Origin of the sequence: Klebsiella sp. R390 (assembly GCF_051131745.1) — a bacterium.
Classification (GTDB): domain Bacteria; phylum Pseudomonadota; class Gammaproteobacteria; order Enterobacterales; family Enterobacteriaceae; genus Klebsiella.
Map to the genome: position 1 here is coordinate 1,014,015 of NZ_CP180445.1, position 17,436 is coordinate 1,031,450.

General features: G+C 54.8%; 16 protein-coding genes and 1 pseudogene. 8 read left to right on the forward strand and 9 right to left on the reverse strand.

The features are described 5' to 3' along the window. Nucleotides 1-94: 94 nt before the first annotated feature. Together ybjG and deoR are read left to right on the forward strand one after the other, a co-directional pair. Nucleotides 95-688, forward strand: coding sequence for an undecaprenyl-diphosphate phosphatase (ybjG, locus tag ACMYSP_RS04725; RefSeq protein ID WP_434585784.1), 594 nt, complete (start codon nt 95-97; stop codon nt 686-688). Nucleotides 689-758: 70 nt separating this feature from the next. Beyond that, entirely contained in the window at nt 759-1,517 is a 759-nt protein-coding gene (gene deoR, locus ACMYSP_RS04730; protein ID WP_434585785.1) for a DNA-binding transcriptional repressor DeoR, read from the forward strand. A gap of 28 nt (nt 1,518-1,545) precedes the next feature. On the opposite strand, the gene dacC is transcribed toward deoR, so the two are convergent. Further along, a complete protein-coding gene (gene dacC / locus ACMYSP_RS04735) occupies nt 1,546-2,748 on the reverse strand; it encodes a serine-type D-Ala-D-Ala carboxypeptidase (RefSeq protein WP_434587013.1) in 1,203 nt (400 codons plus the stop codon). A gap of 84 nt (nt 2,749-2,832) precedes the next feature. Between dacC and ACMYSP_RS04740 the strand changes: the two genes are divergently transcribed. Then, nucleotides 2,833-3,225 (forward strand): hypothetical protein, encoded by a 393-nt coding sequence (locus ACMYSP_RS04740; protein WP_434585786.1) that lies wholly within the window; start codon nt 2,833-2,835, stop codon nt 3,223-3,225. Between the two features lie 193 nt (nt 3,226-3,418). Here ACMYSP_RS04740 and ACMYSP_RS04745 read toward each other — a convergent pair. The 3 genes and pseudogenes from ACMYSP_RS04745 to ACMYSP_RS04755 form a co-directional block, all read right to left on the reverse strand. Then, nucleotides 3,419-3,727 (reverse strand): annotated as a pseudogene (locus ACMYSP_RS04745) (MliC family protein); the annotation flags it as partial. 3 nt (nt 3,728-3,730) lie between these two features. Next, nucleotides 3,731-3,889 carry a hypothetical protein gene (locus ACMYSP_RS04750; protein ID WP_434585787.1) on the reverse strand — a complete coding sequence of 53 codons (159 nt, stop codon included), beginning with the start codon at nt 3,887-3,889 and terminating at the stop codon, nt 3,731-3,733. Nucleotides 3,890-4,279: 390 nt separating this feature from the next. Next, nucleotides 4,280-4,579, reverse strand: coding sequence for a hypothetical protein (locus tag ACMYSP_RS04755; protein ID WP_434585788.1), 300 nt, complete (start codon nt 4,577-4,579; stop codon nt 4,280-4,282). A 485-nt stretch (nt 4,580-5,064) separates the two neighbouring features. On the opposite strand from ACMYSP_RS04755, the gene ACMYSP_RS04760 reads away from it, so the two are divergent. Beyond that, nucleotides 5,065-5,691 carry a glutathione S-transferase family protein gene (locus tag ACMYSP_RS04760; RefSeq protein ID WP_434585789.1) on the forward strand — a complete coding sequence of 209 codons (627 nt, stop codon included), beginning with the start codon at nt 5,065-5,067 and terminating at the stop codon, nt 5,689-5,691. A 2-nt stretch (nt 5,692-5,693) separates the two neighbouring features. Here ACMYSP_RS04760 and ACMYSP_RS04765 read toward each other — a convergent pair whose 3' ends face one another. Both ACMYSP_RS04765 and ACMYSP_RS04770 read right to left on the reverse strand, forming a co-directional pair. After that, entirely contained in the window at nt 5,694-6,785 is a 1,092-nt protein-coding gene (locus ACMYSP_RS04765; RefSeq protein ID WP_434587014.1) for a PQQ-dependent sugar dehydrogenase, read from the reverse strand. A gap of 125 nt (nt 6,786-6,910) precedes the next feature. Further along, nucleotides 6,911-7,294 carry a biofilm formation regulator BssR gene (locus tag ACMYSP_RS04770; RefSeq protein WP_434587015.1) on the reverse strand — a complete coding sequence of 128 codons (384 nt, stop codon included), beginning with the start codon at nt 7,292-7,294 and terminating at the stop codon, nt 6,911-6,913. Nucleotides 7,295-7,697: 403 nt separating this feature from the next. Between ACMYSP_RS04770 and ACMYSP_RS04775 the strand changes: the two genes are divergently transcribed. The 4 genes from ACMYSP_RS04775 to rimO all read left to right on the forward strand — a co-directional run bounded on the left by ACMYSP_RS04775 (nt 7,698) and on the right by rimO (nt 13,885). After that, nucleotides 7,698-8,936, forward strand: coding sequence for an oligosaccharide MFS transporter (locus ACMYSP_RS04775; protein WP_434585790.1), 1,239 nt, complete (start codon nt 7,698-7,700; stop codon nt 8,934-8,936). A gap of 430 nt (nt 8,937-9,366) precedes the next feature. Further along, a complete protein-coding gene (locus ACMYSP_RS04780) occupies nt 9,367-11,055 on the forward strand; it encodes an arylsulfatase (protein WP_434585791.1) in 1,689 nt (562 codons plus the stop codon). Nucleotides 11,056-11,136: 81 nt separating this feature from the next. Then, nucleotides 11,137-12,399, forward strand: coding sequence for an anaerobic sulfatase maturase (locus tag ACMYSP_RS04785; RefSeq protein WP_434585792.1), 1,263 nt, complete (start codon nt 11,137-11,139; stop codon nt 12,397-12,399). 178 nt (nt 12,400-12,577) lie between these two features. Next, entirely contained in the window at nt 12,578-13,885 is a 1,308-nt protein-coding gene (rimO, locus tag ACMYSP_RS04790; protein ID WP_434585793.1) for a 30S ribosomal protein S12 methylthiotransferase RimO, read from the forward strand. A 101-nt stretch (nt 13,886-13,986) separates the two neighbouring features. Here rimO and gsiD read toward each other — a convergent pair whose 3' ends face one another. The 3 genes from gsiD to gsiB form a co-directional block, all read right to left on the reverse strand. Next, nucleotides 13,987-14,898 carry a glutathione ABC transporter permease GsiD gene (gene gsiD, locus ACMYSP_RS04795; protein ID WP_434585794.1) on the reverse strand — a complete coding sequence of 304 codons (912 nt, stop codon included), beginning with the start codon at nt 14,896-14,898 and terminating at the stop codon, nt 13,987-13,989. 1 nt (nt 14,899) lies between these two features. Then, entirely contained in the window at nt 14,900-15,820 is a 921-nt protein-coding gene (gene gsiC / locus ACMYSP_RS04800) for a glutathione ABC transporter permease GsiC (RefSeq protein WP_123756097.1), read from the reverse strand. 66 nt (nt 15,821-15,886) lie between these two features. Continuing rightward, entirely contained in the window at nt 15,887-17,428 is a 1,542-nt protein-coding gene (gene gsiB, locus ACMYSP_RS04805; RefSeq protein WP_434585795.1) for a glutathione ABC transporter substrate-binding protein GsiB, read from the reverse strand. Between the last annotated feature and the right edge of the window lie 8 nt (nt 17,429-17,436).

Consider the following 17,436-nt stretch of genomic DNA (forward strand, 5'->3'; position numbering starts at 1 on the left):
ACGAGCTGATAATTAAGACAATACCGCTTTATCTCGTCGCCACCGCAGCTTAAGGTGGGCGGCTTATTGCTATCGGATACAAGAGCCTGGACGTATGCTGGAAAATATCAACGACGCACTGTTCGCCTTAATTAACGCCACCCCAGCCTCCCCGGCATGGGCTATCGAAATAGCCACCTTCATCGCCAAAGAGGTGATTTTGCTGGTGCCATTGCTGGCGGCGGCGCTGTGGCTCTGGGGACCGAATCAGCGGCAGCTGGTATGTAAAGTGGCGCTGGCGCTGGCGATCAGCCTGACCCTCTCGTGGATATTTGGTCATCTGTTTCCCCATGACCGTCCCTTTGTTGCGGGTGCTGGCTACCAGTTTTTGCATCACGCGCCGAATAACTCCTTCCCCAGCAACCACGGCACCATCAGTTTTACCTTCGCGCTGGCTTTTTTGTTCTGGCATCGCCTGTGGTCTGGCGTCGCGTTAATGGCCGCCGCCGTCGCAATCGCCTGGTCCCGGGTTTATCTCGGCGTGCACTGGCCGCTGGATATGGTAGGCGGTCTGCTCACCGGCATGTGCGGTTGCCTGGCAGCCGGATTGCTGTGGCAGGTGGGTGGGCAAGGGCTTTATCGTTACCTCGAGCAGGCATACCGCCTGTGCTTCTCCCTGCCAATTCGTAAAGGCTGGGTGCGTGACTAACCCTCTCCCGACAGGTAAAATTGCCCACTAACGCCCTGCCAGTGCAGGGCGATTTCAGCTTAGAGGGTATATGGAAACACGTCGTGATGAACGTATCAGCCAGCTCATTCAGGCGCTCAAGCGCAGCGATAAGCTTCATTTAAAAGAGGCCGCAGCGCTACTGGGCGTGTCAGAGATGACCATTCGTCGCGACCTGAACGGCCATAATGGCCCGGTGGTGTTATTAGGGGGCTATATTGTCCTTGAACCACGCAGCGCAACCCATTACCTGCTCAGCGACCAGAAAACCCGCCTTGTGGATGAAAAACGCCGCGCTGCCCGCCATGCCGCCGCTCTGCTGCAAGCGCATCAGATGGCCTTTTTTGACTGCGGCACCACGACCCCGTGGATTATCGACGCTATCGATAACGCCCTGCCCTTCACCGGCGTCTGCTATTCGCTGAACACCTTTCTGGCGCTACAGGAGAAGCCGCAGTGCCGGGCGATATTATGTGGCGGGGAATTTCACGCCAGCAACGCGATTTTTAAACCCCTAAGCCTGCAGGATACCCTCAGCCATCTGTGCCCGGATATCGCCTATTATTCGGCTGCCGGGATCGACTGCGAACAGGGCGCCACCTGCTATAACCTCGAAGAATTGCCGGTTAAGCAGTGGGCGATGCGCAGCGCGCGCTATCATGTCCTGGTGGTCGATCACAGTAAGTTTGGCAAGGTCAGGCCGGCGCGGATGGGAGATCTGGCGAGTTTTGACGTGATTGCCAGCGATGTCTGTCCGGATGACGACCTGCTGGCACTGGCGAAAGAAAAGCAGATTTCACTGCTGTACTGACCGCGCCCCGCAGGGCGCGGCCTGTCGGTTACGAGAACCAGCTACCGAACCAGCCGTGCAGTTTCATCAGCACGAAGTCCATCATCCGGCTGAAGAAACCGCCTTCATTAACGGCTTCCATCACGATCAGCGGACGCTGTTCGATCGTTTTGTCGTTAAGCTTAAAGTCGATAGTCCCGACCACCTGCCCTTTAGTCAGCGGCGCCGTCAGCTGCGGATCCTTCAGGGTATAGCTGGCCTTCAGGTTTTTCAGCTGGCCTCTTGGCAGCGTAATCGAGCCCGCTTCACCGGCGCCCAGCTTTGCCTCACTGCTGTCACCAAACCAGACCCGCTGGGTGATAAAGGTGGCATCCGGTTTAATCGGCGTGACTGTTTCATAGAAGCGGAAGCCCCAGGTCAGCAGCTTTTCGGATTCATTAAAGCGAATACGGTCGGTCTTCGTTCCGAGCACCACGGCGATCAGTCGCATGTCACCCTGCGTGGCCGAAGAGACCAGGTTATAACCGGCACCGGCGGTGGTCCCGGTCTTCACGCCATCGGCGTTCAGATTTGAGCTCCACAGCAGACGGTTGCGGTTCGGCTGGCGAATTTTATTGAACGTGAACTCTTTTTCTTTATGGATGGCGTACTCTTCAGGGACGTCATGGATCATCGCTTTGGTCAGCAGTGCCATATCACGTGCGGTACTGAACTGGCCCGGCGCATCAAGGCCGTGGACGGTCATGAAGGTGGTATTGGTCAGTCCCATTTTCTGCGCATAGCCGTTCATCAGGCTAACAAAGGCGTCCTGGCTCCCCGCCACATAGTCAGCAATCGCGATACTGGCATCGTTACCGGACTGAATGATGACCCCTTTATTCAGGTCTTCAACCGAGACCTGCATGCCCGGTTTGAGGAACATCACCGATGAACCGCGCAGCGCCGGGTTTCCGGTCGCCCAGGCATCACGCCCGACGGTCACCATATCGGTGGACTTAATTTTGCCCGCCTTCAGCGCCTGCCCGACGACATAGCTGGTCATGATCTTGGTCAGACTCGCCGGGTCGAGTTTTTCATCGGCATTGCCTTCGCTGAGCACTTTGCCGCTGGCATAGTCCATCAGAACCCAGGCACGAGCATCAATTGACGGGGCATCAGGAAGTTGGTCCGCAGCCTGCACCGCAGGCGCCACAAAAACGAGGAGAGCGCAGCCTGCCACGAGGCCGCGTAGGGAAAAAGCATCACGCGTCATAAGAACCACCCAAGTATCCTTTCCAAACAAAATATGCCGCAAAACCCTTCTGGCACAGCAGCAGCCGGTGAGTAAAGCGTACAAATGACCTTAAAGAAACAGCGAGTTGGTAAAGTTTTTAAAGTTTACGCAATAACCCCGCTCCCTGCTGAAAACAGCGCATTTTTTTTGATCATGATGGCTAAAAATTATCGTTATTATGCCACGCCGACAAATAATTGTATAAAATCAATACAATACCTTACTTTCCATACCATAACACATCTGACTTTTGTGCCGAAACCGGCATTGATGCTTATTTATGCGCGACGTCGGGTTCAGGGCAGCCATTTGCTGTCAACGCCAGGCCGCTCCCCCTGCGGCTTCCCCGCAGAAACGTTTAATAAAAAACGTTTTGGCAGATGCGTGAATGAACCCGATTCTCTAGTATTTCGTCGTCCACTGTTGGGGACGCGTTTTTTCTGGTTTGGGCAGTAAGCATTCAGCGCTGGTACCCGTCAGCGCTATTTTTCATTTTTGTAGCCGGGTCATTCCTTACGAACGTTCGTTCATCTCTGCAGACCAGAAGCATAACGGCCCCGGTCGGGGCCTGTGGTTATTCGGATGGCGGTTGGTTTTTATTCCAGTTCAAGAAATCGCTTTTAAAGAGCGACTCCGATTGCGCTTCAGGTCGTAACGCACAGTTATGCAGGATCGTCCGATCGCGTCGATACAGCCTCGCCTGATCCCCTTCAGCCCAGTACACATACACCCCGTCAGAATAGCGCTTACCTGAAGCGGATAACCCTTCATCGAGGATCAACGGTTCGCCGTCGACCACCAGCGACACCTGTTTTTTAGTGTCGTTCTGCCATAAAAACAGCGCGGTCTCATCGCACTGGTATTCCAGGGTTTTGGTTTGCCCTTGTTCCACCAGCTGATGGTAGTAACTGCATCCAGAAAGCAAAGCCGGGAGTAACACGCAGATAATCTTTTTCATTTTTTACTCCGGCGTCACCATCTCAGAGGAATGAGCCGCTACGGGTTTCACTATCTGATCAAATACCGTCGTTAACTTGTCAAACACCGCTCTCATTTCTGTTGGATAGGTTAAAGATAACCACGTTGCTAATACTGCCCCGGCCAAAAAACCCAACTTCATATTCTGCCCCTGATTATTTTTACTTTGCCTCTCGTCAGCGACGAAGAGCCTGTTTTAATGTCTGGTACCGGTGTTCCCTGCGAGCCAACCGACGCAACATGCCGCCGAGCATGGGCGCCCACCACAGCGAAAACTAACATAAGATGCCAGACACACTCAGGCGCTATTATGTTTAAAATTGGAACGATATCAGGGTGATTATCCCTGCAGGCTAGTGAGACGCCTGGGCAAATGAAATTGCACCGGATCGCCAGAGTGATATCAAAACAGAGAAACGCGGGCGCGGGGATCGACAATCAGATTAGAGCAAAGGTATGACATAACAGGCTGGTAGGGATGTGGGTGATTAACGGACACGAATTATCCCCGACATCGCTGCCGGGGAAGATCTTAATTTGCGGTCAGCGCCGCAGCAGCAACGGGATGGTCAGAAGAAGCGACCACGGTGGTGCGGGCAATCGGATGGTTTCCGTTATCGCCGGTAGCGGCGGCAACGGCAACCGGATGGTCAGCAGAGGCTACGGCTGCACCGCGAGCAACCGGATGGTTGCCATTACCGCTGGTTGCGGTCGCCACGGCGACAGGGTGATCGGAGGTCGCGACCGCAGTGGTACGAGCAATCGGATGCGAACCTGCAAAGGTAGGGGCCGCGACAATCGCGAGAACTACAGCCAGAATTGTTTTATTCATAAATCATCTCATTTATTAATGCCGACCTGATATTTCCAGGTCCCGGCGTTATTTGCATAAGGCGTCGTTTAAATTAATAACCTGAGCAACATAACGAACAACCTTAATATCCCTGTCAAACATCAACAACCAAAAGCATTATCCAGGTAATCATAAGCTCACCAATTATTGTTAAACAAAAAAGTTAAGCATGAAAAGGCGCTTTTGATTTTATTTTAAATATTCAAAATTGCGCTTGTTCTTATTGCTTTTACCTTTACTGGGTGCACACCGAGATATCCGGATAAATAAAAAGGAGATATTCCAGTACCTCAATCATGCTGATACCCGCCGCCTCAAGTACGATCGTATCACCCCGTACGCTCAGGATTCGTGCGGGTTGCGTCCTTGCAGGCAAATAAAAGCACTTGCCGGAATATGCGCTTTATTCCAACATGGCGGTTCACCATGCTGCAATGTTGGCTCAATAACAGACAGGAACCGATATGATTACGCTGTGGGGCAGAAATAATTCGACGAATGTGAAGAAAGTGCGCTGGGTACTGGCAGAGCTGGAACTGCCTTATCAGCAGATCCCCGCCGGGCTGGAATTTGGTCTCAACCACGACCCCGAGTTTCTGGCGATGAACCCGAATGGCCTGGTGCCACTTCTGAAAGATGACGCTAACGGCCTGGTGCTGTGGGAATCGAACGCCATTATTCGCTATCTGGCGGCGGAATATGGTCAGGAACGTCTGTGGCCCGACTCCCCCCTGCAACGCACCCGGAGCGACAAATGGATGGACTGGGCGAACGGCTCGCTTTCTCCGGCCCACCGCCCGGTATTGATGGGACTGGTGAGAACGCCGGTGGAGAAACGTGACCCGACGGCTATCGCTGCCGCCATTGCCGCCTGTGAAGCGCTGTTCGCTATCCTTGATGATGAACTGGCTACCAGCGCATGGCTGTCCGGCGAGCAGTTTGGGCTCGGTGACATTGCCGTGGCCCCCTTTGTCTACAACCTGCTGTCGATCGTCGACAGCTGGCAGCCGCGCCCGCACCTGCAGCGCTGGTATCAGCAGTTGCACGAGCGTCAGCCATGGCGCGATGTGGTGATGATCCCGGTGACCTGATCCTACGCGGCCGGGCTCACCTTCAGCAGTTCACCGTTGGACTCGTCGGTTAAGAGATACAGATAGCCGTCGGGTCCGACGCGCACATCGCGAATACGTTTACCGCGATCGCCGAGCAAGCGCGTCTCTTCATGCACCTTTTCGCCGTTCACCCGCAACACAATCAGCGACTGATCCTTCAACGCCCCGATAAACAGCTTATTGCGCCACTGGGGAAAGGTCTGCGCGTCGTAAAATGCCATACCGCTCACCGCCGGCGACTGTTTCCAGACAAACAACGGCGCTTCGGTTCCGGCAACCGCGGTGCCCTGCGCTTCAGGAATCGCCAGGCCGCTGTAGTTAACCCCGTGTGTCGCCAGCGGCCAACCGTAGTTTTTACCTTTCTGCGGAATGTTGATCTCATCGCCACCGCGCGGCCCGTGTTCGTTCAGCCATAGGGTATGGCTCCACGGGTTCATCGCCATTCCCTGCGGATTGCGAATGCCATAAGACCAGATCTCGGCTCTGGCACCGGCTTTGCCGACAAACGGATTATCGTCCGGTACGCGGCCATCTTCGGTCAGGCGTACCACTTTCCCCTGCAGCTTATCCAGATCCTGCGCCGTGGCTCGCTGGTTATTTTCCCCCAGCCCAATAAACAGATAGCCCTTGCCGTCAAACACCAGCCGTCCGCCAAAATGGTTGCCGGTGGAGAGCTTCGGCTGCTGACGGAATACCACGCGAAAATTTTCCAGCCGCCGCTCATCGTCGCTCAGGCGACCAAACCCAACAGCGGTACCGGCTTTACCCTCCTCCCCGGCTTCGGCATAACTGAGCCACACCCGCCGGGATTGGGCAAAATCGGGGGCCAGCGCGACATCCAGCAGACCGCCCTGGCCGTTGGCCCAGACCTGCGGCACCCCGGATATCGCCGCTGAAAGCCCCTCGCCCTGCCGCCAGCGCTTCAGCTCTCCGCCGCGCAGGGTAATAAGCATTCCCCGATCGTCCGGCAGAAATGCCAGCGCCCACGGATGTTCCAGTTGGTTTTGCAATACCTCGACGCGGACCTTTTCGGCGAGGGTCACGGCGGGAAAGCAGAGCGTGGCTATCGTCATCAGAATAATGGTCTGGCGCATGGAGACTCCTTTTATCGGCAATCCGATAAGGGTAGCCAGCGAGGCGCATCAGGAAGGGATTTTTACATAACATTAAACAGGGGGAGCTCAGCTCCCCCTGACGATCAGGCGTGGCTTGCTGCCGCCAACTTATTCAGTTTATGAATATTCAGCGACAACGCTGCCAGGTAGCGTTCCAGCATCTCGACGTTTACCGCGATATACGACGGGCAGTCATGGCGCCCGCTCATCAAGCAGATCGCCGCAGAGGCGACGGCTTCACCCGCAGAACGGAAAGCATCCTTCTCTTCCGGCGCGAGGGCATCCCGCAATAGCGCTCCGTATTCACGCATTTCACGGCAGAGTTCAAACAAGTTATCCCGCAGATGCTCATTTTCGCTGACTGACATATAGCCCTTCGCTTTGCGTAGCTGCAAGTAAGCATCAAGATCGATACTGGCATTAATCAGCTTATTCAGAAGGTTACGGTAGCGTCTGTCAACGTTCATCATGGTTCCTCCTCTCTTGTTGTCCATGCTCACAACCATAATATGGTTATTTTTTGTGCAGAAAGATGCGCGAGGTCAATCATTCCGGTTAATTAACATCATTTACAATGTTAAAAAGATGGTTATCCTCTCCCGCGCACCGTGCCGTCGTTAAGATACGGCAATAAAACAAAAAATGTTATACGTAAAACATACAATCAAAGGGGATGATGAATACGTTAAAATCATTAAATTGCTATTTATTGCCGGTTACATCACAGATTAACACCATAAAAATTGATCAAATCCGTTCCCAGGTGTCATATCAGTATCGCAAATGTATTACGTATAACACTCAATAAAAAACACATCCTACAGCTTATGGCTGTAACATAACCGCGATCCGCCTGAAGGAACTGAAATCATGACGCCCGGCAAAAGAAACTACGTCTTGTTGAGTCTTTTCGATTTCCTCTATTTATTCGCCTGGTCATCGACCATGGCGTTCTTTGTTATCTGGACCACCCAGCACCTTGGGATCAGCGCCACCAAAACCGGCCTGCTGTACTCCGTTAACGCCTTTATCGCCCTGCTGATGCAGCCGTTTTTCGGCTTTATTGCCGATAAATTTGGCCTGAAAAAGCGGCTTATCTGGATCCTACTGGCCATGCTGTTGCCGGTCGGGCCGTTCTTTATCTATCTGTACGCACCGCTGTTGGTCCATAACTTCTGGCTGGGTGCTTTACTGGGCGGTATCTACCTGGGGATGATTTTTAACTCCGGCTGTGGGGTGATCGATTCGTATATCGACAAAATCTCTCGCCGCTATCACTTTGAATATGGCCGGGTGCGGATGTGGGGCTCGCTGGGCTGGGCCGCTGCGGCCTGGATTGTCGGCAAGTATATCGACAGCAATCCAAACCTCGCCTTCTGGCTGGCCAGTATTGCCATCGTTATCGCCGCCATCTGTTTTATGCTGACCAAAATCGAGCTCACCGAAGATGAGATACAAAAAACCAGCGCACTGAAGGTTTCCCATGCGCTGGAGCTGGCGAAAAATGGTCAGTTCTGGATGCTGCTGATCTTCACCCTGTTCGTCACCCAAATTTACGACACCTACGATCAGCAGTTTGCCCAGTACTTTTCGCTACAGTTCGCCACCCCAGAAGAAGGCAATCGCTGGTACGGTATTCTGGCGTCGATTCAGGTCTGTGGTGAGACCCTCTTTTTGTGTCTGATGCCGTGGTTTGTTAACCGTACCGGGGCAAAATGGGCGCTGATTATTGCCGGGCTGATTATGTCAGTGCGCATCGTGGGTTCCGCCATCCCGCTAGGTCCGGTATGGATCGGCGCGGTGAAAATGATGCACGCGCTGGAAAAACCGCTGATCCTGGTGTCGGTGTTCAAATTTATCGCCGCCAACTTCGACCATAAACTCTCCTCGACGGTCTATTTACTGGTGCTTTTCGTGGCCTCTATTGCCACCGCTATTTACTCACCGCTGGCGGGTTACCTGTACGACACCATTGGTTTTGCCCACACTTATTACATTCTCGGCAGCATTGCCGGCCTGTTTACCCTGATCTCGATTTTCACCTTGCGTGATAAGCGTGAGCCCACCGCCCCCGGTGCTGCACCGGCAGGCAATGTCACCTCTTCCTGACCATCAGGCCCCGGGAAACCCTCCCGGGGCCGTCCTTGATGATTTAAAAATATTATTCAATGCGGGTGAAATTGGTCTGAATTTATTAATAGCGAAATATTTGATGACAAAAAACACGATTATTCTGACCCTTCGTTTTGCTGAATTAATTTCATTTTCAGCGTTTATTTTATCCTCCCACCCGCGATAAAAACCTCGCAAAGCCTCACCGGTCAAGGCCTGACTACCTTTCGCTAGTTCTCGTTCAGAGGGCAACTAAGGGTCCTGGCATTTTTCATCAATCTCAACTTCACTTACAACGTTTGCCCGGACGCCAAATAAGATGCCGCTTATTTCATGGCTACGTTGGGGTTTGAACTGATTCATTTTAGGCATCCCGGACAGCGTTAAATAATACTCATTATCAAATGCAACTGTGGTGGGGAAAAACATGAATAAAACATATAAGGGTATAGGGGTGTTGGCGTTCGCCGCCGGCTCTCTCTTACCCTATGGTGCTGTGCGGGCTGCCGATCAAAACAGTACGGCCCAAAACGGTGAATCAGCAAAGAAACCTAACATCATTTTAATCGTCTCAGACGATACCGGCTATGGCGATCTCGGCGTGTACGGCGGGGGCGAAGGTCGCGGTATGCCGACTCCTAACCTCGACCGGATGGCCGATGAAGGGATGACATTCTTTGACTTTTATGGTCAGCCCAGCAGTACCCCAGGCCGGGCCGCGATGCAAACCGGACGGATCCCTAACCGCAGCGGGATGACCACCGTGGCCTTCCAGGGCCAGGGCGGCGGCCTGCCGAAAGAAGAGTGGACCCTGGCATCGGTGCTGAAAACCGGCGGATACAAAACGTTCTTCACCGGTAAATGGCACCTTGGTGAAGCCGATTACTCCCTGCCCAATGCCCAGGGCTATGATGAAATGAAATACGTCGGCCTGTATCACCTCAATGCCTACACCTACGCCGACCCCGCCTGGTACCCGGATATGGATCCGCAATTGCGTGAAATGTTTGCTCGCGTGACCCGCGGTGCCCTCTCAGGAAAAGCCGGTGAAGCCCCGACAGAAGACTTCAAAATCAACGGTCAGTACGTCAACACCCCGGTGATCGATGGCAAAGAAGGGGTGATCGGCATTCCGTTCTTCGATCGCTACGTCGAAAAAGCCTCGCTGGATTTCCTGACGGCTAATGCCAAATCGACGGAACCGTTCTTTATGAGCATCAACTTCATGAAGAACCACCAACCGAACATGCCCGATCCTGATTACATCGGTAAATCGATGTCGAAGAGCAAATACGCGGATTCGATGGTGGAGATGGACTCCCGCGTCGGCCACATCATGGATAAGCTGCGTGAACTGGGTCTCGATAAAGATACCCTCGTGATCTGGACTACCGATAACGGCGCCTGGCAGGACGTCTATCCGGATGCCGGTTACACGCCGTTCCGTGGTACTAAGGGCACCGATCGTGAAGGTGGAAGTCGCGTTCCGGCTATCGCCTGGTGGCCTGGGAAAATTAAAGACCATAGCCGGAACTACGACATCGTCGGGGGTCTGGATCTGATGGCCACCTTTGCTTCCGTGGCCGGCATCAAACTGCCGGACAAGGATCGCGCGGGTCAGCCCATTATCTTTGATAGCTACGACATCTCCCCGGTGCTGTTCGGCACGGGCAAAGACCCGCGGACGTCATGGTTCTACTTTACAGAAAACGAGCTGACCCCGGGGGCCGCACGCGTCGGGCACTATAAGGCGGTATTTAACCTGCGCGGCGACGACGGCGCCAAAACCGGCGGTCTGGCAGTTGACGCGAACCTTGGATGGAAAGGACCGGAGTCGTATGTCGCCACCGTGCCGCAGATTTTTGACCTCTGGCAAGATCCGCAGGAACGTTACGACATCTTTATGAACAACTATACCGAGCACACCTGGACGCTGGTGACCTTCAATGAGGCCATCTCAAACCTGATGAAAACCTATGTCCAGTATCCACCGCGTAAATCGCAGAGTGAAGCCTACAGTGGCCCAATCACGCTATCTCAATATGAGCGTTTCAAAAACGTACGCGATCAACTACAGAACGAAGGTTTCCAACTGAGTATGCCTACCGGCAACTGACGTTACGCTACGGTCCTGCCCGCGGCGTTCACTCCCCGGGCCTTTTTTACTTCAGATGCTCCATGACACAGGTTAGGGTTGATGAAAAAAAGCACCGAGATCCCTCTGACGCCGTTACCGAATGCAGGCCGATATCTTCCCGCCTACAAACGGCGCTACCACGTGATGGCTAAACCCAGCGGTTCAACCTGTAATCTTGACTGTCAGTACTGCTTTTATCTGCACAAAGAGCAACTGCTGCACCAGCCACACGATAAGGGGATGAGCGACGAAGTTCTGGAAAACTTTATCCGCCAGTATATTCAAAGCCAGGATGGCGAGGAGATCATCTTCTCCTGGCAAGGGGGAGAACCCACCCTGATGGGGCTGGATTTTTTCCACAAGGTGGTTGCACTGCAAAAGAAATACCAGCCAAAACATCAGCGTATTGAGAACGATCTCCAAACCAATGGCGTGTTGATTAACGACCAGTGGGCGGCGTTTTTGAAAGCGCATAACTTCCTTGTTGGGGTCTCCATTGATGGCCCGCGCGAACTCCATGACCGTTTTCGCGTCACCCGCAGCGGCAAACCCACCTTTGATAAAGTGATGGAAGGCATTGCCGCCCTCAAGCGTCATCAGGTGCCTTTCAACGCGCTGGCGGTTATCAACCGGGTCAATGCCCGCTTTCCCCACGAAGTTTACCGGTTCCTCACTCAGGAGCTTGGGGCAACCTATATTCAGTTCACCCCCTGTGTGGAAGCGGCGGAGTTCAAAACCACGGCTCCGCAGTTCTGGCAGGACGACACCATTCCGCTGACCGGCACCCGTCGGGCTAAACCGGGGGATCTCGACTCCATCGTCACCGACTGGTCCGTTGACCCGGACGACTGGGGACATTTTCTGACGGCTACCTTTGACGACTGGGTTACCCACGATCTGGGCCGCGTACAGGTTAATCTGTTTGAAACCGCAGTGGTACAAACCATGGGGCTGCCTTCTCAACTGTGCATTACCGCGCCGTTTTGCGGCAAAGCGCTGGCCATTGAAAAAAACGGCGACGTCTACTCCTGCGATCACTATGTCTACCCCGAGTACAAACTGGGAAACATCCGCGCCCACAAACTGGCGCATATGGTCTTTTCCGAACGGCAGAAAGTATTCGGTATGGGCAAAAAAGAGACTCTGCCCGCCTACTGCAAATCCTGTCCGCATTTGAATCTGTGCTGGGGAGAGTGTCCGAAAAATCGTATTGTGCGCGCCCCGGATGGTGAAGAGGGCCTCAACTATCTCTGCCCGGGCTTTCGCCACTTTTACACATCGGTCACCCCGACGCTGGAGAAAATAGCCGCCATGCTGAAATAGCCTTCAGCCCGCATCGCGCCGCGCTTTTTACCGTGCGCTGACGATTATTGCAGCGGCTTTCTTGTTATCTGCTGTGAGGTTACGTCTTTATTCGTCCTTTGCCGCTCATCGGGGGCTGGAAACGACAATCAAGGCATAGGTATAATCGCGCCATTCCGAGCAATGAATAGTATAAAAAATGGCCAAAATTGGATTTATCTCATTAGGGTGCCCGAAAAACCTCGTGGATTCCGAGCGCATTCTGACCGAACTGCGTACCGAAGGTTATGAAGTGGTTCCCAGCTACGACAATGCCGACATGGTTATCGTCAACACCTGCGGCTTTATCGACAGCGCGGTCCAGGAATCTCTGGAAACCATCGGCGAAGCGTTAAAAGAAAACGGCAAAGTCATCGTCACCGGCTGCCTGGGCGCCAAAGAAGATCAGATTCGTGAAGTGCATCCGAAAGTGCTGGAGATCACCGGCCCGCACAGCTACGAGCAGGTTCTGGAGCATGTCCACCACTATACGCCAAAGCCAAAACACAACCCGTTCCTCAGCCTGGTGCCGGAACAGGGCGTGAAGCTGACGCCGCGTCATTACGCCTATCTGAAGATTTCCGAAGGCTGTAACCATCGTTGCACCTTCTGCATTATCCCGTCGATGCGTGGCGACCTGGTCAGCCGTCCGATTGGTGAAGTGCTTGCCGAAGCCAAACGCCTGGCCGATGCCGGTGTTAAAGAGCTGCTGGTGATCTCCCAGGATACCTCCGCCTACGGCGTCGATGTCAAACATCGCACCGGTTTCCACGATGGCATGCCGGTCAAAACCAGCATGGTCAGCCTGTGTGAAGAGCTGGCGAAACTGGGGATTTGGGTGCGCCTGCACTATGTCTACCCGTACCCGCACGTGGATGACGTGATCCCGTTAATGGCCGCCGGCAAAATCCTGCCATACCTGGATATTCCGCTGCAACATGCCAGCCCGCGTATTCTGAAACTGATGAAACGCCCGGGCTCTGCGGACCGTCAGCTGGCACGCATCAAGCAGTGGCGCGAAATCTGCCCGGATCTGACCCTGCGTTCGACCTTTATCGTCGGCTTCCCGGGCGAAACCGAAGACGATTTCCAGATGCTGCTCGACTTCCTGAAAGAGGCCCGCCTCGATCGCGTCGGCTGCTTCAAATACAGCCCGGTTGAAGGTGCGACCGCCAACGAACTGGCGGATCAGATCCCGGAAGAGGTGAAAGAAGAGCGCTGGAACCGCTTTATGCAGCTTCAGCAGCAGATTTCCGCCGAACGCCTGCAGGAAAAAGTGGGCCGTGAAGTGATGGTGCTGATCGACGAAGTTGACGAAGAAGGCGCGATTGGCCGCAGCATGGCCGATGCCCCGGAAATCGACGGTGCGGTCTACCTGAACGGCGAAACCAACGTCAAACCGGGCGACGTCGTGCGTGTGAAAGTCGAACACGCTGACGAATATGACCTGTGGGGCAGCCGGGTTTAATTCCTCTCTCTGAGCTTATCCCGGATTGCGGCGCTGACGCGCCTGATCCGGGTGTCAGTCTGTAGCCCCGGTAAGCAACAGCGCCGCCGGGGAATTCCACGCTATCCCTTTATCTTCGGATCCAGCGCATCGCGCAGGCCGTCCCCCAGCAGATTAAACGCCAGTACCGTCAGGAAAATCGCAATAGCCGGGAACAGCGCCACGTGCGGTGCCATGACCATGTCCGCGCGCGCTTCGTTTAGCATCGCCCCCCACTCCGGCGTCGGCGGCTGCGCCCCTAGCCCCAGGAACGACAGACTGGCGGCGGAAATAATCGATACCCCGATCCGCATGGTGAAATAGACCACGATCGACGATACCGTACCGGGCAAAATATGGCTGAACAGGATCGTCATATCGCTGGCGCCGATGCTGCGCGCCGACTCGATAAAGGTTTGCTGCTTGAGCACCAGGGTATTCCCGCGCACCAGTCGGGCAAACGCCGGAATTGAGAAGATAGCCACCGCAATAATCACGTTTGACATGCCGCTGCCCATCACCGCCACGACCGCAATCGCCAGCAGGATCCCGGGGAACGCGAACAGCACATCACAGATGCGCATGATAATGCGATCCCACCAGCCTTCGTAATACCCGGCCAGTAAACCGAGCACCGTGCCGATCACCGCGCCGATCAGCACTGCCAGCACCCCGGCCGCCAGTGAAATCTGCGCGCCGACCAGCACCCGGCTAAAAATATCCCGCCCTAACGAATCCACGCCAAACCAGTGGATCATCGACGGGCCGTCATTGAGCCGGTCATAATCGAAATAGTTTTCGGCATCGAACGGCGCGATCCACGGCGCCACCAGCGCAAGCATAATCAGCAGCAGAACAAATACCCCCGCCCCCATCGCCACCGGCTGACGTCGAAATCGCCGACAGAACTCGCGCCACGGCGTGCGAATTTGTCCGGGCTTAATACCCGGCATCGCGTTAATAACCACCTGCCTTCTCCAGTTGAGCAATCGCACCTTACTTGTACCTGATAGCCGGGTTAATGGCGGCATACAGCACATCCACCACTAAATTAATAAGAATAAACTCCAGCGAAAAAAGGAGAACTTCCGCCTGAATCACCGGATAATCGCGCATCTCCACCGAATCCACCAGCAGCCGCCCAAGGCCGGGCCAGTTAAAGACCTTCTCGACCACAATCGAACCGCCGAGCAGAAAGCCAAACTGCAGTCCCATCATGGTAACGACCGGGATCATAGCGTTGCGCAGACCATGTTTGAGCACCACCAGCGTCTCGCTCACCCCTTTGGCGCGGGCGGTGCGCATATAGTCTTCGTGCAGCACATCGACAAACGACGCCCGGGTAAAACGCGCCATCACCGCCGCCACCGCCGCTCCTAGCGTCAATGAAGGCAGAATATAGTGTCGCCAGCTATCGGCGCCCACCGTCGGTAGCCAGCCCAACTCCACCGAGAACACCTGCATCAGCAGCATCCCCAGCGCAAAGGCTGGAAATGAGATCCCGGTGACCGCCAGCGCCATCCCCAGCCGGTCGGGCCAGCGATTACGCCACACGGCAGCCACAATCCCCGCCGCCATACCAAAGATCACCGCCCAGCTCATGCTGGCAAGCGTCAGCCACAGCGTCGGCATAAAGCGGCTGGCAATTTCACTGCTGACCGGACGACGCGATGCCATCGAGGTACCAAAGTCGCCCTGCAGCACGCTGGTAATATAGTGCCAGAACTGCACATGCAGCGGCTGGTCAAGCCCCAGTTGCTGGCGCACCATCGCCACCACCTGCGCGTCGGCCTCCGGACCGGCAATCAGCCGTGCCGGATCGCCGGGCAGCATATGCACGAATAAGAACACCAGCACCGCCACAATCAGCAGCGTGGGGATCAGGCCCAGCAGGCGCTTAAGCACATAGTTGAGCATCATCCCCCCTTTGCCTGCGGGTCTGCATCCCTCTCCCTGTATGGGAGAGGGTCAGGGTACATACCATCACTGTGCTAAATCCGCCTGTTCAAAGCTAAATCCGGTATCCGGCTGAATATAGAAACCACTGAGGTTCTTGCTATGCGCCGAGACCAGTTTTTCGACCACCAGCGGTACCCACGGCGACTCCTTCCAGATAGTCTCCTGCGCCGCTTTGTAAAGCCGTGTTTTTTCCTGCACGTCGGTGGTTTTCAGCGCATCGCTGAGATCTTTATCCACCTGCGGATTGCCATAGAAGGCGGTATTGAACAGAGTTGGCGGCCAGTTTTGCGAGGCAAACAGCGGCGACAGCGCCCAGTCAGCTTCGCCAGTGGAGGCGGACCAGCCGGTGTAGAACATCCGTACCCCGCTCTCTTTCTGCCCTTTACCTTCCACTTCCGCCGCACGCTGGCCGGCATCCATCGCCGTCAGCTGCGCCTTAATCCCCACCTGTGCCAGCTGCTGTTGAGTAAACTGCAACACTTTCTGCGCGGTGCTGTGGTTATGCGACGACCACAGGGTGGTACTGAAACCATTGGGGTACCCGGCCTCTTTCAGCAGCTCGCGCGCTTTCGCCGGATCGTACGGCCATGGTTTAAAACTCTCGGCATAGGCAATCGACGGCGGTACGACGCCGGTCGCCGGGGTGGCATAGCCGGCAAAAGCGACTTTCACCAGCGCCTGGCGATTAATGGCGTAGTTGATCGCTTCCCGCACTTTCGGGTTATCGAACGGCTTTTGCGTGACGTTCATGCTGATGTAGCGCTGCATGATTGACGGGCTGGCCACCAGCTCCAGCTTGCTGTTTTTCTCCAGCAGCGGGGCCTGCTCGTAGGGGATGGGGAAGGCAAACTGCGCCTCGCCGGTTTGCAGCATTGCCGCACGGGTGTTGTTATCCACTACCGGACGCCAGGTGATCGAGTCCAGCTTCGGCAAGCCTGGCTGCCAGTAACCGGCAAACTTCGTCACTTTGACAAAGTCGGTCTGGTTCCAGGTGTCGAGCTTATACGGCCCGGTTCCTACCGGATGGAAGCCAATCTCCTTGCCGTATTTTTTCAGCGCCGCCGGGGAGATCATCGCCGTTGCCGGGTGGGCAAGGATGTTGATGAACGCAGAGAAAGGCTGCTTAAGGGTGATCTTCACCGTCGTCGGGTCAACGACGTCGGTGCTGGCGATATTTTTATACAGGTTGTAGCGCTTGAGATGGTTGTCCGGATTGCTGGCGCGGTCGAGGTTGGCCTTCACCGCATCGGCATTAAAATCGCTGCCGTCCTGGAACTTGACGCCCGAATGCAGCTTAATGGTATACACCAGGCCATCCGGCGAAATGGTATAGCTTTCCGCCAGCACGTTCTGCAGCTTCATCTCCTTATCAAGACCAAACAGGCCTTGATAAAAAGACTTCGCGACCGCCTGTGACAGCGTGTCATTGGCGTCATAAGGGTCAAGGGTCGTAAAGTTAGAACCGACCGCCACGACGACATCTTTGGCGGCAAAGGCCGGGCTTGCAGCCAGCGCCGACACGATGCCCAGCGTCAACAACCCTTTGCGTAATACGCGTTGTGTCATGTTGTTCT

Bases quoted from the DNA above. Each gene is read 5' to 3' on its own strand.
- ybjG (WP_434585784.1), top strand. From the start codon at position 95: ATGCTGGAAAATATCAACGACGCACTGTTCGCCTTAATTAACGCCACC.
- deoR (WP_434585785.1), top strand. From the start codon at position 759: ATGGAAACACGTCGTGATGAACGTATCAGCCAGCTCATTCAGGCGCTC.
- dacC (WP_434587013.1), bottom strand. From the start codon at position 2,748: ATGACGCGTGATGCTTTTTCCCTACGCGGCCTCGTGGCAGGCTGCGCT.
- ACMYSP_RS04740 (WP_434585786.1), top strand. From the start codon at position 2,833: ATGACCTTAAAGAAACAGCGAGTTGGTAAAGTTTTTAAAGTTTACGCA.
- ACMYSP_RS04750 (WP_434585787.1), bottom strand. From the start codon at position 3,889: ATGAAGTTGGGTTTTTTGGCCGGGGCAGTATTAGCAACGTGGTTATCT.
- ACMYSP_RS04755 (WP_434585788.1), bottom strand. From the start codon at position 4,579: ATGAATAAAACAATTCTGGCTGTAGTTCTCGCGATTGTCGCGGCCCCT.
- ACMYSP_RS04760 (WP_434585789.1), top strand. From the start codon at position 5,065: ATGATTACGCTGTGGGGCAGAAATAATTCGACGAATGTGAAGAAAGTG.
- ACMYSP_RS04765 (WP_434587014.1), bottom strand. From the start codon at position 6,785: ATGACGATAGCCACGCTCTGCTTTCCCGCCGTGACCCTCGCCGAAAAG.
- ACMYSP_RS04770 (WP_434587015.1), bottom strand. From the start codon at position 7,294: ATGAACGTTGACAGACGCTACCGTAACCTTCTGAATAAGCTGATTAAT.
- ACMYSP_RS04775 (WP_434585790.1), top strand. From the start codon at position 7,698: ATGACGCCCGGCAAAAGAAACTACGTCTTGTTGAGTCTTTTCGATTTC.
- ACMYSP_RS04780 (WP_434585791.1), top strand. From the start codon at position 9,367: ATGAATAAAACATATAAGGGTATAGGGGTGTTGGCGTTCGCCGCCGGC.
- ACMYSP_RS04785 (WP_434585792.1), top strand. From the start codon at position 11,137: ATGAAAAAAAGCACCGAGATCCCTCTGACGCCGTTACCGAATGCAGGC.
- rimO (WP_434585793.1), top strand. From the start codon at position 12,578: ATGGCCAAAATTGGATTTATCTCATTAGGGTGCCCGAAAAACCTCGTG.
- gsiC (WP_123756097.1), bottom strand. From the start codon at position 15,820: ATGCTCAACTATGTGCTTAAGCGCCTGCTGGGCCTGATCCCCACGCTG.
- gsiB (WP_434585795.1), bottom strand. From the start codon at position 17,428: ATGACACAACGCGTATTACGCAAAGGGTTGTTGACGCTGGGCATCGTG.